Annotated in this window: 11 protein-coding genes and 1 tRNA gene; 8 read left to right on the top strand and 4 right to left on the bottom strand. The window is 57.8% G+C overall.

Going from position 1 to position 15,698, the window contains the following annotated elements:
- Positions 1 to 293: 293 nt before the first annotated feature.
- From JNN07_05155 to JNN07_05140, 4 genes are all read right to left on the bottom strand, one after another.
- Complete coding sequence (locus tag JNN07_05155; protein MBL9167105.1) at positions 294 to 1,556, bottom strand: CotH kinase family protein; 1,263 nt, start codon at positions 1,554 to 1,556, stop codon at positions 294 to 296.
- 701 nt (positions 1,557 to 2,257) lie between these two features.
- On the bottom strand, positions 2,258 to 5,584 hold the full coding sequence (locus tag JNN07_05150; protein ID MBL9167104.1) for a HEAT repeat domain-containing protein: 3,327 nt from the start codon (positions 5,582 to 5,584) through the stop codon (positions 2,258 to 2,260).
- 36 nt (positions 5,585 to 5,620) lie between these two features.
- A complete protein-coding gene (gene msrB, locus JNN07_05145; GenBank protein MBL9167103.1) occupies positions 5,621 to 6,019 on the bottom strand; it encodes a peptide-methionine (R)-S-oxide reductase MsrB in 399 nt (132 codons plus the stop codon).
- A 173-nt stretch (positions 6,020 to 6,192) separates the two neighbouring features.
- Positions 6,193 to 8,241, bottom strand: coding sequence for a HEAT repeat domain-containing protein (locus JNN07_05140; GenBank protein ID MBL9167102.1), 2,049 nt, complete (start codon positions 8,239 to 8,241; stop codon positions 6,193 to 6,195).
- Between the two features lie 165 nt (positions 8,242 to 8,406).
- On the opposite strand from JNN07_05140, the gene JNN07_05135 reads away from it, so the two are divergent.
- The 8 genes from JNN07_05135 to JNN07_05100 all read left to right on the top strand — a co-directional run bounded on the left by JNN07_05135 (position 8,407) and on the right by JNN07_05100 (position 14,538).
- Entirely contained in the window at positions 8,407 to 8,799 is a 393-nt protein-coding gene (locus JNN07_05135) for a 30S ribosomal protein S12 (protein ID MBL9167101.1), read from the top strand.
- A gap of 83 nt (positions 8,800 to 8,882) precedes the next feature.
- Positions 8,883 to 9,356, top strand: a complete 474-nt coding sequence (rpsG, locus tag JNN07_05130; GenBank protein ID MBL9167100.1) for a 30S ribosomal protein S7 — start codon at positions 8,883 to 8,885, stop codon at positions 9,354 to 9,356.
- A 78-nt stretch (positions 9,357 to 9,434) separates the two neighbouring features.
- Entirely contained in the window at positions 9,435 to 11,606 is a 2,172-nt protein-coding gene (fusA, locus tag JNN07_05125; protein MBL9167099.1) for an elongation factor G, read from the top strand.
- A gap of 33 nt (positions 11,607 to 11,639) precedes the next feature.
- Positions 11,640 to 11,948 (top strand): 30S ribosomal protein S10, encoded by a 309-nt coding sequence (rpsJ, locus tag JNN07_05120; GenBank protein ID MBL9167098.1) that lies wholly within the window; start codon positions 11,640 to 11,642, stop codon positions 11,946 to 11,948.
- Positions 11,949 to 11,962: 14 nt separating this feature from the next.
- On the top strand, positions 11,963 to 12,685 hold the full coding sequence (rplC, locus tag JNN07_05115; GenBank protein MBL9167097.1) for a 50S ribosomal protein L3: 723 nt from the start codon (positions 11,963 to 11,965) through the stop codon (positions 12,683 to 12,685).
- A 3-nt stretch (positions 12,686 to 12,688) separates the two neighbouring features.
- Complete coding sequence (rplD, locus tag JNN07_05110; protein MBL9167096.1) at positions 12,689 to 13,312, top strand: 50S ribosomal protein L4; 624 nt, start codon at positions 12,689 to 12,691, stop codon at positions 13,310 to 13,312.
- Between the two features lie 20 nt (positions 13,313 to 13,332).
- On the top strand, positions 13,333 to 13,614 hold the full coding sequence (gene rplW, locus JNN07_05105) for a 50S ribosomal protein L23 (GenBank protein ID MBL9167095.1): 282 nt from the start codon (positions 13,333 to 13,335) through the stop codon (positions 13,612 to 13,614).
- A gap of 848 nt (positions 13,615 to 14,462) precedes the next feature.
- A tRNA-Glu gene (locus tag JNN07_05100) sits at positions 14,463 to 14,538 on the top strand.
- Positions 14,539 to 15,698 lie beyond the last annotated feature (1,160 nt).

Genomic DNA, 15,698 nt, shown 5'->3' with positions numbered 1-15,698 from the left:
CCGGACCAAGTCTACAAAACGCGACCATCGGAGCAGGGTGAGGCCAATGCGGCGAAAGGCGAGGCAGCATGATAGCTATCCACCAGATCGCGCCAAATTTCGGCTGCCGTAACGGAAGGCTGCGCAGGCAACTTCGCTACGCTCCGTTGCCAGCGCAGCCTTCCGTTACGGCAGCCGAAATTGCAGATCTCCAACAACACACCGAAACTAAAACATTGAGACTCCATCTCTGATGGACTACACCTTTCCCACACCTAGCCACCATAGCTTAACTAACGCTCCCAGTGGCCGGACTATTGGGGCCACCTCATTTCCACCACAAGAGTCGTATTTCCGGCTACAGTGCTTTTCCGAAAGAGGCTACTTTCGTGGAGGAATTCGTGAGCGATCCAAGCGTCAGGCAATAGGCGCTGGGATCGAGGGAATACAGAGCTGTTTGCCTCCATTTGGAAATAGTTGCTAAGATGAAGCAATCTAGTGTGAATCCTTTCCATGAACCGCCTGGCGTGCATGTTCTGCTGACCAGCGAGATTGCTATCTATCGATGATAGCATCGAAGCAAGATCCGCCTGTAAAGATCCTATCCCATCTATGAGAGCATCGGGACTGATACTCTTTTGGAGGATTCGCCGATAAGTTTCCACATACTTTTTTTGAGCAGGGACGCTCTCTAAAATGATCCCACTGACCTTACCCGAGACTAAACCAACCACGGGACCCTTCGAACGGGTAAACGTTTGGTCAAGGCCGTTAGGAATGAATGTTACTTTGCTCGCGGCCACAAGGCCATTGTGGTTGGTATCGCTCGGAACAAAGATTCGATAGTTGTTTACGCTGCGTGAATACCCATCGAAATGGTCGATGATATTCTCCACAGCCATGAATTTGTAAAATGCTTCAATGTCCACCCATCGGCCAATTTCATTGAAGCGGTCATTGTTGTTCCTAAGTGCAACGGCGGTTCTGATCCCGTTGAATGGAATGGTGTTGGGGATCCCACTAGAGGTTTGAGTCAGCTGATCCAGAAGATCGGCACCGTAAGAGCCTTGGTAGAGTTGCCCCGAGAGCCCTTTGAAGTGTTTATGGAGGAACAATTCGTCGACTCCTTCGCGAAGTACATAGATACCGAGATCGCGCTCATTGAGTTGGATCCTCGCGTGGGTACAACGCGCGCACGGCACACCAGCATCTGTAAAAAGCCGGCTCGCGACCACTTCGCTCAAGTATGTGGGATCCTGAGCGCAATTATTCAGCTGAATGCGCTTGAGACCATAAAATCGAGAGGTTTTTCGAAACTTCGAGAAGTTGAGGGACAGTGATGGTTTTTGAGTCAGAGGCTGCCCGCTCCCAATCCCTCCTTTGAGATGAATTCCAATTTCGTTCCAGACGTTGGTTCCTTCTCGGACCTGGGCTCTCACATAGGTTCTTGGTGCTTTCCACAGGGATTCCAGTTCGTTGGTCGCAACCGTGATGCTTAGGGACAGGATTCTATGCGGATTAAAGAGACGGTCTGCGGGACCTGAAATATCCTGTCCCGCAGTAGTAATAGGTGACAAATGGAAAAGTAACAGCAGGACCGTTTTACACGTGATGGCCTGGGCTATAGTCCGCAGTCCTGTTAACTGCCTGAAGCCTGGCCACCCATGGTCAATCATCACTCAGCAATGATAGGGAGCGAATCCGCCGCTGGCAACTCTGAGGAATGTTCAATGTGGGGACAATCGCAGGCAATCCCCTTCGGTCGACAGCGCTCACCAAAATTGACACAGCACCGCTAATCAAAAGTGATCCACTCAGCGGGAAGGGTTGGCTCATTCCCAAGGAGGCGGCTAGCGCTGTCGCGCTACACCTTGCCAGCGGTTTTGCCAGCAATGGAGTAGCCACGGAGTACTGGTCGGTGGCTTACGAGTACCGCCGAATAGCCTTGCTGGAAGCCGCGAAACACCTGATTCTAAAGCCTGATTTGAGTGCTAAGGCATTGGAAATCAATGCCCGCTAGAAAGGCACAAAGGGCCGTCTCGGCCCATCGGGGGTGTGGAAAGAGCGAAGGGTGGGAAATCGTTCAGGGACGGACGACGCTACAGTTCGGTATGGCCGTCTCGGCCGGGGTTTCCCCTAGGCAATGGACCGTAGGCTGACACGATTGCTGGAAGACCGGTCTCAGCGTATTGTTCTCCATCGCCAGGCAGACCTAGTTTTCTCTCTCTCAGAGCCCTCCGTGTGGAGGGCTCTTCTCTTTTATACCCAAATAACGGGGTCACTTCAGACTTGCTAGAAACTCGACCAGGTCGCGGAGTTCTCGCTGGGTCATCAGCTTCTCCAAACCTTCGGGCATCGCGGACAAGCCCTTGCGACGTTCGGTGATGCGGGTCTTGGAGACCCGATGGCGACCTTCCTCGAGGTTTTCCACGACCAGATCTTGAACGGTTTCCTCGCGCACCGTACCGGACACTTGCGTGCCGTCGGACAACGTGAGATCCGCTTGTTCGAAGCCTGTGGCGATGCGATCATTGGGCTGCAGGATTGCTTTGAGCAGTTCCTCCCGGCTCAACTTTTTGCCAATCCCATCGAGAGTCGGACCGACGGTCCCGCCTGCACCTCCCACCTGATGGCAGCGCTGGCAGGCCAAGTCCACCCGCTCCAGAAACACTTTCTTTCCCGCAGTCGCATCCCCTCCGGACAGCAAAGGTCGGATCTGATCCTTGGTCCAGGCCGTTGGAGCCAGATTTGGGATGGGGCGGTAACGGGCGAGCGCGGCCTGCACTTGGGGATCGGTGCTCGATTTGGCCGCCTCCAGGAGGTCAAGCAGGAGTTCGGAAGGGATCTGGCCCGACTGCGAGCGTGCGAACCAGTCGTTGAGGATCAGCGAGGCCTTCGGATCTGTGAGATGTCCCAGAACGCGCAGCGCAGTTTGACGGATCGGCAAGTCATTGGTTTCGGACAGAAAGCTGGGCAGCAGGTCCACCACCGAATCGTTGGGGCGCTCCGCGACCAGCCGCAGCGCCTCGACTCGGACCATCGGGGAGGAGTTGGTCAGTCCTATTTGAGATGCGTCTGGCCACCGGCTATGCCCCATGGCGGCCAAGGTTCTCAGCACTTCGGCCCGGACGGACGGCGAAAACTTATCTCCCTGCAGCGACTCGAACAGCCCATGACCCGCCTCTTTCACCCCCAGCTTCGCGATGGCCTTCATGGCGGCAATTTTGACGCGTTCGGATTTTCCTCCATGGATGCTGGCAGCCACGGCCCGGATCGCGCGCTTGGCCGGCTCCGTGGACCGGTTGGGAAGCGGCCGCCACAAACCGACCACCCGATCGATGGGCGAGGCGGGGGACCAGTCTGCAAGCGCCTCCAGCGCCTGCACCCGTTGATCCTCCGGCGCGTCCACCCGATTGGCGAAGTTGGCGAGCACCGTGGCGTTGCGAGCATCTCCCACGCGGAAATTCGCATTGATGGCGCGGGACAGTAGTTGGGTGGGGCTATCAATCTTGCCCAAGTAGGTGGCCAACTCCGGCAACGCCTCTTCGATGGGCACATCGTTGATGGCCCGAGCCGCCAGATAGGAAATGGTCGGATCGTAGTCATTGAGATACGCGGCGATCTCCGGACTGGCACGTCGGCGCAGGGCCAGCACTGCCGCTTGACGCACCGCCGGGGAAGTGTCCCGCTGAAGTTTCGTGAGTGTGGCAGTGTCGGCCAGGCCGAGCAGCGCCATGAGACCGCTGTGGACCAAGAAGCGGTCTGCTCCGGCATTCTGACGGAGCATTTCCAGCACCGGCCCGATTTCAGCCCGTCGGCCCAGCCGGCCGACGCTGATGCCCGCAAACAGGCGAACCCGTGGAGCGGAGTCGGAAAGCCGGGCGAGCAAGGCTTCCGCCGCCGGCGCGAAGCGCAGTTCTCCCAGTTGTTTGGCAGCCTGGGCTCTGACCTCGGGATCAGCTGCCGCGAGCAACGAGATCAAGAGATCGCCGATCCGGGCATGGACGGCAGCGGTTCCCGGATCGTTGCCCGGCTGGCGATGCCGGCGGGCGATTTGTCCCAGTCCCCAGATGGCATGCAGCCGGGGAATCGTTTCACTCCCGCCTTGCGCGATTCGGCTGAGTTCCGTTGTTCCTTCGTTGGGCCGAGCGGCCAGCGCGAATTGTGCGCGTAGGCGAACCCGCTGGTCGGGATGACTGATCAACTTGCCGAGGTCGACTGTAGGTCTGTCCTTAAACCCAACCCGTAGCAATTCCTTCACCTCGGCGGAGACAGTTGAGGCCGGGGAGTTCGTATCGATCAGGCGGTAGATTCTTCCTTTGGAGGGTTTCTCCCAGCCGAACACCCAATCCGCCACGTAGGCCGCACCGTCAGGACCGAACTCCATATCGGTAGGCCAGGTGTTCCAGAGAAATTTTCGTTTCGTAGCCACTGTGTAGGAGGCTCCCTTTGGGCTCACGGTGAAGTCCCAGATCCCTCCGGGAAAATCACACATAAAGAAGTGGTTCTTCCAGGAGTCCCCGAACCCGGTTCCCGGATAAAATTCCACTCCGCTAGGGCCTTGCGCCACCTGTCCGCTGGTGGGAAGCGTGTCGTCGAGTAATCCGCGCCACACTTCTTCCTGCACCCAGGGACCGAAGCCAGCCTGATGCTGGTAGCTGCATCGCCATCCGTAGTCGCCGCCTTCCACGACGTTAAGGAGGCGGGATTCATCAGCCCCGGCGGTGTCGTTGTCGCCGGTCCAGAGATTGCCCTCGGCATCAAAGGTTAGTTCCTGGGGGTTGCGCAGGCCGATCGCGAACACCTCCAGCTGTGATCCGTCCGGCTCACAGCGCAGCACCGCCCCGGTGTCAGGCTGGGCGAAGCTGAAGTGCCATCCGGAGTTGGTGTCAGCGTTCGTTGGTGGAGGGGGGATCAGATTGAAACCGCGATCGCCTATCGAGAAGTAGAGGCGTCCATCCGGTCCCATCTTCAGACCGTGGAGGTCATGTCCGCTGACTCCGATATGGACACCGAAGCCGGTGCTGACCACCTCGCGAATGTCGGCTTGTCCGCTGGCGGACTGGGAGCGCAGGCGCCAGAGGTCTGGGATGTTGGCGAACCACACATCATCGCCCCAGGCGAGCACCCCGGCGGCAGTCCCGCCGGTCGGTGCATTGAATCCATCGGCCAAGATGCCGCCGCTCCCGGCGCGTCCTGTGCCCTGGCGATCCTCGACGAAACGCACCCGTTCCGCGTCCTTGGTGAGGAAGTTGAAGTTGGTGGCGTAGGTTTTCGCCAAGAAGTTGCTCCGGTCCGTGACGGTCCGGAAGGAAAGATCGGCCTCCAGCCAGGAGGGCTGCTTGGTGATGTCGAACACCGATTGAGACCAGCGGTGGGTTTCAGCGATATAACAGCGGCCTCGATCGTCGAAGCTGATGGCGACAGGGTTTTCGACCAACGGTTCTGAGGCCCAGAGCGTGGCTCGCAGTCCGGGGGCCAATTGAAGCGCGCTGAGCCCGGCCGCCGGATCCTCAGCCCCGGGCAGGGAAAAGGTCCCGATGGCTGCCAGCAGCGCGATCAGGGTGAAGACTGGCTGGCGGAGGAGGATGGGCGGCGACGTCACGGCAAAGGATGGAGAGCGGCGGAGCCGAGTGGCTTTCTACTGAGGTTTCTTCGGCTCGAATTTAAGCGAGGCCGAGTTGATGCAGTAGCGCAGACCCGTGGGCTGCGGCCCGTCATCGAAAACATGGCCTAAATGAGATTCACAGCGCGCGCAGTGAACTTCGGTTCGTTTCATGAAGAAACTATTGTCCTCCTTCGAGCCAACATGCTCGCCCAGCGGCGTGTGGAAGCTGGGCCAGCCTGTGCCGGAGTCGAACTTGGTGTCTGACGCAAACAGCTCCAGATCGCAGCCGATGCATCGATAAACTCCAGCGTCGTGGGTGTTCCAATAGGCACCCGTAAATGCCTTCTCGGTGCCATGTTTGCGCGCCACGCGATACTGTTCCGGACTCAGCTGCGCCTTCCACTCGTCGTCGGTCTTCGTGATCTTAGCCATGGGTTTATTGGTGCTGGTGGCGGTTGCTTGCTGGGGCGGGGCATTCGACGCAGGGGCGGCCGCGGCGGGCGAGGGGGCCGTGGTCGCCTTCTCTTCCTGGCATCCCCCGCTCAGTAAACACCCGACGGCTACGATGGTCAGACCGATCCTACCTGTAATGGAAGGTGATGGTTTCATTGAATGCCACTGGTGATGAGTTCGAGCAGCGCGGCTTCCTTCTCGGGGCCTTTGATGAAGTCAAGGGACCGCAGGAAGCGCGAGCGGTCCGACGTGGAGGTGTTTTTGTCGACAATTAGTTGGGCGAGCAGCGCCGGCGCATGTTTGCTCCGAACGCGCCAGATGATCTCCCTTCCGGCTGGGCTGTTCCAGCGGTCGCCCACGGCGGTTTGCCAGGCCTTGAAACAATCGTCCGATCTCAGGTCGGCCGCGATGCCCAAGGCCTCGAGATACCATCGATCCCGACCATCATATTGTTGGGCCAGCTGAACCCACAGCGCCGGCATTTCGGGGGACTTGGACCCTCGGAGCGCGATGGCGCACTCGCGACGCACGGCCGCGTCCGGATCTTCGACCAGGACTTTGACCAGCGATTGGACATCCCGGTTCAGCGCTCGGGCGATTCTCAGTCCGGTGATCCGGATGTCGGGGTTTTGATCCTTGATGGCAGCAGTCACATACCGGTCTTCCTTGCCGGGGATGCGTGCGAGCAGTTGGAGGGCGCGGGCGCGCAGGCGGGGATCAGGATCCCGCCAGAGCTTCTTGAGGGCCGACTCCGCTTTGCTACCCATGGAGTGAAGCGCCTGCCAGGCGAGATAGCGGGTGGCTTGGTTGGGTGATTGGAGGGCAGCCACCGCCCCGCGGGCTGAGCTGAGATCCAGTTTTGGAACCGAAGCGCGATGTCCCTTGGGTGCCACGCGATAAATACGCCCGGTCATGGTGTCCAACTTTTGGTCAGCCATGTTATGGCCGCCGACGCCGGCATCGTTCCAATCGGCGACCAGAACCGAGCCATCAGGTGCCACGCACACGTCGGCAGGACGGAACCAGCTGTCGGGTCCGGTGAGCAGATCGACGGTTTTGGCCTGGTAGCCAGCTCCTTGTTTTTCGACGGGGTAAGCGCGCACGACCCGCGGGCCGGCGTCGCAATGGATCATTTGGTTGCGGAAGACTTCGGGCAGCACGCGGCCTTCGTAGAGCGCGATTCCGGTTGGTGACCCATTGCCAGTCTGAAGCAGGTTGGGAACGACCCCGGGGTCGGACAAATGCCAGTGGTAGGCAGGTCGCTCGGAATCGGGAACCCCTTTGCTGACGGCCTTTTTCCACGCCTCCTGCCACGACGCCCCCGTGAGTTCGTCGGTGTATCCGTAGTTGCCGAACTCCATCACATAATTGATGCGGACACCCCGGTTCCCGTCGTCATCGTTGTCCGACTGCCAGATGGTTCCGAAGGAATCCACGCAGAGTTCGTAGTTGTTGCGGAAGTTCCAGCCCACGGTCTCCAGCTGCGATCCGTCGGGGTTGCATCGGAAGGCGAGCCCCTGGCGATAGGGCTTTCCTTTGGTGATCACCTCATTGCCCGCCAGATCGACCACCAGCCGGCCGTCCGGGTGTTGGAGTTGTTTGCCTTCATTTCCGATGTTGAAATAGAGTTTTCCATCGGGTCCGAACACGAACGCATGCGCTCCGTGGTCGTGGTCCACACCCTGGATGCCCGTAAACAAGACTTTGGGGGGGCCGTCCGCCCGGTCGTCGTGATTGGCGTCCGTAAACACAAAAATGTTCGGTGACCGGGAAACGATTACGGAATCGCCGAGCACGCAGATACCCAGAGCGGCATTAATTTCGTGTCCTTGGTAGAAGACCACCTGCTTGTCGGCGGCTCCATCGCCGTCGGTATCCTCCAGGATGACAATGCGGTCGCCCTCCGGACGAAGCTTGCCCCACTTTTGCCAGATCCGGTAGTTGGCGCCTTCGGTGCACCAGATACGACCGCGGGCATCGATATCCATGTCGGTTGGATTCACCACCTGTGGCTCGGCAGCAAAGACCGTAGCTTCAAGGCCTTCTGGTGTTTTTAGCGCTCGAACTTGTTCGCGGGCGGCTACCCAACCGGAGCCGCCGGGGTTGGCGGCGAGGAGGGGGAGTCCCGAGCAGGCGAGGGCGATCAAACCCAGCCAAGGCTGAAGTGCTGACTTTGGAGAGTGAGAGGGGGTTGAAATCATATTGCGTAAGAGAGACGTCTCAATTTTTCCGACTATTCGCCAGATGTCTTTTTAGAAATTTGTGGAAATACTTGTTGCATGACCTTCTTTGACTGTTACTATCCCGGCTCCATTTTCCCGACGCTGTTCGGGGAAACTTACGAAGAATTTTGAGCACTGGAAGCAATGCCGACTATTAATCAATTGGTCCGGAAGGGTAGAAATAAGGTCCGATATAAGTCCAAATCGCCTGCCTTGGAGAACTCGCCGTTTCGACGGGGTGTTTGCCTGCAGGTGATGACTCGTACCCCTAAGAAACCAAACTCCGCGATGCGAAAGGTGGCCAAGGTCCGGCTGACCAATGGCTTCGAGGTTATCGCCTACATTCCGGATGAAGGCCACAATCTCCAAGAGCATTCCATCGTGCTGATCCGCGGGGGTCGTGTGAAGGATTTGCCTGGTGTTCGCTACCATATCGTTCGTGGAACTTTGGATGCGGCCGGTGTTGAGAAGCGCCGTGTGAGCCGTTCCAAGTATGGTGTTAAGCGGCCTAAGGCGGCCAAGGCTGGCGCTAAGTAAGCGGAGGCCAATTACTTTTAAGGCCGAGCAACTTTGCCGAGTAACTTTGTTTACCAATTAATAGTTCTTTTTAGCAAACTCATATGTCCCGCCGTCGACAAGCAACTAAGCGCGAAATCACTCCTGATCCGAAGTATCATAGCGTCCTCGTGTCCCGTCTGGTGAGCACGGTGATGATCAGTGGCAAGAAGAGCACTGCTGAGCGGATTGTTTATCAGGCCTTTGACACCTTGTCGGAGAAGAATCCGACGTCCAGCCCGATGGAGATTCTCCAAAAGGCGGTGGACAACGCCAAGCCCCGCTTGGAAGTGAAGGCTCGTCGAGTGGGTGGCGCGACCTACCAGGTCCCGCTGGAAGTGCCCAACGACCGGCAGATGTCGCTGGCGCTGCGCTGGCTGGTGGATTTTGCTGATGCTCGCAAGGGAACGCCCATGAAGGACGCGCTGGCCGCCGAGATCATGGAAGCTTTCCAAGGGCAGGGGAACGCCATCCGCAAGCGGGATGAGGTTCATAAGATGGCGCAGGCTAACAAGGCGTTCGCCCATTTCCGCTGGTAGCCGATAGTCTGGTTTTCGCCCCGACAGCAGGTCTTTCGGGGCGTTTTTATTGTCTGAACTCCACTCGATTTTGTTGTGATGGAAAATAAAGAACTCAACTCGCCGAACCGCCAGTATCCTCTGGAGCGGACGCGTAACATCGGTATCGCCGCTCACATTGACGCCGGCAAGACCACCACGACCGAACGTATTCTGTTCTACACGGGGCTGATCCATAAGATCGGTGACGTGGACGACGGCAATACGGTCACCGACTGGATGGAGCAGGAGCGCGAACGCGGCATCACCATCACCTCGGCGGCCGTGACCTGCTTCTGGACTCAGAAGAAGGAGGAGGGCCTGTTCAAGTCCTATGAGGCGATGCCTCACCGGATCAACATCATCGACACGCCGGGACACGTCGATTTCACTGCTGAAGTGGAGCGCTCCATGCGTGTGCTCGACGGCGCGGTGGCGGTGTTCTGTGGTGTGGCGGGAGTTCAGCCGCAATCGGAAACTGTCTGGCGCCAGGCGACCAAGTACAAAGTTCCTCGCATCGCGTTCGTCAACAAGATGGACCGTATTGGCGCGAACTTTGACAACGCCTTGAGCGATATGCGCAAGAAACTAGGAGCCTACGCGTTTCCGGTTTACCTGCCCATTGGCGCGGAAGACCAGTTTGAGGGCGTGATCGACATCGTGAACCAGCGCGCAGTGGTCTGGGGAACGGGCGACATCGCCAACGAAGGTTTGAAGTATGAGATCAAGGAGATTCCTGACTCTCATAAGGAAAAGGCCAAGGCTGCCTTGCAGGAGTTGATTGAAGCGGTGTCCAACAAGGATGACGCGATCGCTGAACTCGTGCTCGAGGACAAGCCCATCACCCCGGCGATTCTGAAAGCCGCCATCCGCCGTCTCACCTGCCGCATCGAGTTGGTGCCCGTGCTGTGCGGTTCGGCGTTCAAGAAAAAAGGTGTCCAATGTCTGGTCGATACCGTGATCGACTATCTGCCCGCGCCGGTGGACATCCCCCCGGCCACTGGTCATGTGCCGGGCACCGAAGACACCGTCGTCGTTGCTCCCAACGACAACTCCAAGTATTGCTCCCTGGCTTTCAAGCTCTGGACCGATCCTTATGCCGGTAAGCTGGTGTTCTTCCGGGTCTACAGCGGCCAGCTCAAGAAGGGCGATACCATTTACAATCCGCGCACACGCAAGCGCGAACGCGTTAGCCGCCTGATGGTTATTCAGGGCAGCGAGCGCAAGGACGTCGACTCGGTTTACTCGGGCGACATCGCGGCCTTGGTCGGCCTTCGGAACATCACCACCGGTGATACGCTCTGCGATGAGTCGTTCGACGTGACTCTTGAGCCGCCGACCTTCCCGGAACCCGTCATCAGCATGGCGATCGAGCCGAAGACGAAGGGCGACCGCGATAAGATGTCGGAGGGCTTGCAACGTCTGTCGGAAGAGGATCCGACATTCCGCTGCTTCACCAACGAAGAGACCGGTCAGCTGATCATCGCGGGAATGGGTGAGCTGCACCTGGAAATCATTCGTGATCGTCTGCTCCGCGAGTTCAAGGTGGACGCCAACGCCGGCGCGCCTCAGATCGCGTATCGCGAAACGATTCTCAATGCGGCTGAGGGTGAAGGTAAATTCATTCGCCAGTCGGGTGGTCGTGGTCAGTATGGCCATGCCTGCATCACTCTTGCTCCGAACGAAAAGGGCAAGGGCGTGGAGATCAAGAACGGCATCGTGGGTGGCGCTATTCCTCGAGAATACATCCCGGCCGTTATCGACGGTATCGAAGAAGCCATTCGAAGCGGCGTGTATGCCGGCTATCAGGTCATCGACGTGGTCGTCGAGGTCGTTGATGGCAGCTTCCACGAAGTTGACTCGAATGAGCTCGCGTTCAAGATGGCGGGGATCTTTGCCCTGAAGGATGCCTTCAAGAAGGCGAATCCGATCCTGCTTGAGCCCATCATGAAGGTTGAAGTCAATACTCCGGACGAGTATCAAGGTGACTTGCTGGGTGACGTGAACCGTCGCCGGGGCAAGATCTTGGGTATCGAAGCCAAGTCGGGCTCGACCAACCTCAACGCTGAAGTGCCCCTTTCTGAAATGTTCGGTTACGCCACGGCAATTCGCTCCTTGTCCAAGGGGCGTGCGTCGTACAGCATGGAACCGCTGAAGTTCGAGCAGGTGCCGAATAGCGTTCTGACCACTATTTTGGATGCCGCGAAGGCTCGGCCTGCCGCGCGGACTTAATCAACAACCATAACTTGCAGACCTGTTCTTTGTATGTCTACACAACGAATTCGGATCCGGCTCAAAGCGTATGACCATCGGGTCATCGACGAGTCAGCCCACAATATCGTGGAAACAGTGAAGCGAACCGGTGCCCGTGTTTCGGGGCCGATTCCGCTTCCCACCCGTATCGAGCGATTCACTGTCCATCGCTCTCCGCACGTCGACAAGAAGTCGATGGAATCCTTCGAGCAGCGCACTCATAAGCGCCTGATCGATATCATCGACCCGACGGCCAAGACCGTGGATGAGCTGAAGCAGCTCAACCTGCCTGCTGGCGTCGACATCACCATTAAGATTTAACGGAGACGAAGACCATGATTGGATTAATTGGAAAGAAATTGGGACACAGCCGCGTTTATGACGCCAAAGGCGTGATGGTCCCTGTTACCATCGTCCTCGCCGGCCCGAACCGTGTGGTTCAGTGCAAGAGCAAGGAAGGTAAGGATGGATATTCCGCCGTTCAGCTGGGCTTTGATGACCAGAAGGAACAGCGTTTGCCCAAAGCCCTCGTGGGTCACTTCAAGAAGTTCAAGGCGACCGCCGTCAGGCGCCTCCATGAATTCCGAGATTTCGAGAAGGACGTGAAGCCGGGCGACATCGTCGGGCCTGATTTGTTCGAAGTCGGCGACTTCGTCGATGCCATCGGCATCGTCAAGGGTCGCGGGTTTGAAGGTGTCATGAAGCGCCACGGTTTCCGTGGCGGTGACATGACCCACGGTGCCAAGGGATGGCATCGTCGTAGCGGCGCCATTGGCTGCCGTTTGTTCCCTGGAACGGTGAATCGTGGCATGAAGATGCCCGGTCACATGGGGCAGGTTCGTCGCACTACTCAGAATTTGGAAGTGATCCAGATTCGCAAGGACGACAATCTGATCTTGATCAAGGGTTCTATGCCTGGCGCTGAGGGCGATTATGTGATTATTCGTGGCGCCAAAAAACTGACCCGTGCTCGCGTGGCTGATCTGGCTAAGAAAGAAGCTGATCGCGCCAAGGGCAAGGGCAAGTCCGCCAAAGACGCAAAAGGAGCGAAGAAGTAAGCCATGAAACTCACTGTAACCGACATTAAAGGCGCCCCCCAGGGCGAGATTCAGGTTCCCTTCGAGCTGATCGAGAACGGCAAGGGAACCCAGGCGGTGCATGACACTGTGGTGGCCTACATGGCTGCTCAGCGGTCTGGCACGGCCAGCACCAAGACGATGGGTGATGTTCACGGAACCGGCAAGAAGCCCTGGCGCCAAAAAGGCACCGGTATGGCTCGCGCCGGCTCCTTCGCCAGCCCCTTGTGGCGTGGCGGTGGTGTCACCTTTGGTCCTAAGCCCCGCGACTTCAGCAAGAAGGTCAACGTCAAGGTCAAGCGTCTGGCGTTGCGCAAGGCACTGAGCTCCCGCCTGCAGGCTGGAGACATCCTCGTGATCAGCGACATCAAGGTTGATGCTCCGAAGACCAAGGCGGTCCTGAACATCCTCAGTTCGCTCAAGCTGGACGGCAAGTCCGCCTTGTTCGTAACGGATGCCAACGACAACAACCTTTATCTTTCGGCCCGCAATATTCCGAAGGTTGAGGTCACTACCAGCGAGTTGCTCAACACCTATCAGGTGCTGCGTCCGGCCAAGTTGGTGTTCACGAAGAACGCCTTTGCCAAGCTCGAATCACGACTCAAGTAACTCTATCGCCTCATTGAGCCATGAATACTTTCGATGTTATCAAGACCGTTCGCGTGACCGAGAAGGGCACGCAGCAATCGCATAAGCTGAATCAGTACACCCTGGTGGCTGACAAGCGTGCGAACAAGATCGAGATCCGCAAGGCCGTTGAAGAACTCTTCAAGGTCAAGGTTCTCCGAGTGAACACGATGAACGTGCGCGGCAAACTCCGCCGTCAGCGTACTGCCTCCGAAGGTTGGACTCCGACCTGGAAGAAGGCGATCGTCACCCTGAAGGCTGGCGACAAGATCGAATTAGCCTGATTCGAGGCGGCTTGCTCTGGGTTCTCCCCGATCAACCGCTCAACAAGCTGATCCTTTAGTTTCTTCAAGCCCCGTGACTCAGGTCACGGGGCTTTTTTGTTGTCCTGTCCTCCTCTTCCTGTAGGAGACGACGTGAGGAGTCGTCGGCTCTCCTTCCCACGGAGACTTGACACCGCCGGACTCCTCACGTCGTCTCCTACAGGCCACTCTCGTTGCCACCGCGATGAACTCATTTCGGATTATGCAGCGTAGAAACGGAAGCCGTATTCTCCGGGATGCTTGAGTGGGGTAGGGCGAGATTCCACTCGAGCCCTGAGCTGCCAGGGACACGCGAACGGGACCGAAGCAACCTCGCGGAGAGCCAAGGCGGTATCCGCTGGATCTTGGAAACGAGAGGTTCGACCGCGGATTTCACGGATGACTCGGATGGGAAAGAACTCCCGGCATGCACTACAGACAACTCCCGATCGGAACTAGAAGCGGGGACATATTGCCCACGGACGACGCGGACCACACGGATCTGAAGAGGGACTTGCCAGGCTCCAGGCCGACTGACGTTACGGTTCTTCTGCGCAAGATATCGGTGCCCTATCCGTGAGATCAGCGCAATCCGTGGTTCACCAGCAGCCGAATCCAAGGTCACTTCTTCAGGGGGGTCTCATTCCCGTCCGTGTGATCAGTGTGGTCCGCGGGCCATCACTTCCTCCTGGTTCAGTCGTTGTTCGAAATCTACCCGATGCACAAGTCTTTTGTGGGTTCTGGATGAACCAATTTGTGATTTCGTCAGGTTTTTGATTTTCCGCGTGACAACACCGGCCTTGTTTCGGGTATATTGATGCCGCTTCGACGACCCTATCGTCCAGAGGCCTAGGACACCGCCCTTTCACGGCAGTAACATGGGTTCGAATCCCATTAGGGTCGCCATTTTTTCTGAGTCTTCTGGTTCAGCCACGTCTCCACTTCCCAACGATGCCAATCCGCTGGCTCCTGAGGATAGTGTGTCGTTGGTGTTGAATCGGGGTTCATGGATCCTCTACCAAGCTCGTTCGATAGGCGACGAATCCAGGTGACCGAAGTCTGACCTGAAAATGAATCAACCCATCTTCCGAATCTGACACTGCTAGTGGATGCCACTGCTATAAGTCCGAAAGATCCCTCCACCTGATACCGTATTGACTGAAGCTGCACCCAAGGCGGTTCTTGAGCCTGCGCGTCACCCACCGGGCAGACCAACGCCACGAAGCAGGACAGCGTCATTAGGAGAAACCTCATGATGCATGGTGATCTACCACTTCCGGGGTGCGAAGGCAATTGTGGAGGGGAGGGGGTATGATGGACTGGGCACCTTATGCCGGGCTTTCAGCCCTTGATGGAAGCGGGTATGGTTACCTGGGGTTGTCACCCCAGGCTGAGATGGGACGCACCGTTGGTGCTCAAGTCCGACGAGCCGTCGGACTCATACCAAAACCCGCCTAGCCCATCGAGTCAGATTCGAATGGATTGGATCCGTTGTTTTGGAGTCAGCGGGCCACAGGCCCCGCACCATCCCAGCCTGGGGTGACAACCCCAGGTTTCGTCACCCCACAAGCGCTGAGGGCTGAAAGCCCGTTCCCTCGTCATCGTAACCGTAATCGTAATCGCCCTCCGTCCCGTTGTAGCGTCGTCCGTCCCTGGACGATTCCCCTTCGGCAACTCATCACTCCGATCGTGCCACTCGTTGGCGGGGGGTCGGACGAATGGATCTGATTCTTTGAGCAGGGGTGACGCAAGCCTCCGAAGCCGGTGGCATCGCTGCGCGATGCCCCGTATCTTTAACGGCTCCGTGGGTGCCAGCACCCACGTATAGCCTAACCGGAGTTATTCACCGGCTGCGGGAGGGCTCCCTGCAGAGCCCTCCACAGCAGACGGTAAATAACTCCGTCGAAAATCATCATTTTGATCTATTTTGGTCTGGATGCCGTACGGACATCACCCCCGTTCGCTCGACGAACTTTAGCCGACCCCCGACGGCATCCAGACCGCTTGCTTTGCGGATATGCACACTCAACTGCCGGCGCTCAATACGCCTCGCACTATACGATCTG

The organism is Verrucomicrobiales bacterium (assembly GCA_016793885.1).
Taxonomy (GTDB): domain Bacteria; phylum Verrucomicrobiota; class Verrucomicrobiia; order Limisphaerales; family UBA11320; genus UBA11320.
This window is presented reverse-complemented; position numbering and strand designations above follow the sequence as displayed.

Excerpts from the sequence above, each read along its gene's own strand:
- rpsG (MBL9167100.1), top strand. The coding sequence starts at position 8,883 with ATGTCCCGCCGTCGACAAGCAACTAAGCGCGAAATCACTCCTGATCCG.
- rpsJ (MBL9167098.1), top strand. The coding sequence starts at position 11,640 with ATGTCTACACAACGAATTCGGATCCGGCTCAAAGCGTATGACCATCGG.
- JNN07_05135 (MBL9167101.1), top strand. The coding sequence starts at position 8,407 with ATGCCGACTATTAATCAATTGGTCCGGAAGGGTAGAAATAAGGTCCGA.
- rplW (MBL9167095.1), top strand. The coding sequence starts at position 13,333 with ATGAATACTTTCGATGTTATCAAGACCGTTCGCGTGACCGAGAAGGGC.
- fusA (MBL9167099.1), top strand. The coding sequence starts at position 9,435 with ATGGAAAATAAAGAACTCAACTCGCCGAACCGCCAGTATCCTCTGGAG.
- JNN07_05140 (MBL9167102.1), bottom strand. The coding sequence starts at position 8,241 with ATGATTTCAACCCCCTCTCACTCTCCAAAGTCAGCACTTCAGCCTTGG.
- msrB (MBL9167103.1), bottom strand. The coding sequence starts at position 6,019 with ATGGCTAAGATCACGAAGACCGACGACGAGTGGAAGGCGCAGCTGAGT.
- rplD (MBL9167096.1), top strand. The coding sequence starts at position 12,689 with ATGAAACTCACTGTAACCGACATTAAAGGCGCCCCCCAGGGCGAGATT.
- rplC (MBL9167097.1), top strand. The coding sequence starts at position 11,963 with ATGATTGGATTAATTGGAAAGAAATTGGGACACAGCCGCGTTTATGAC.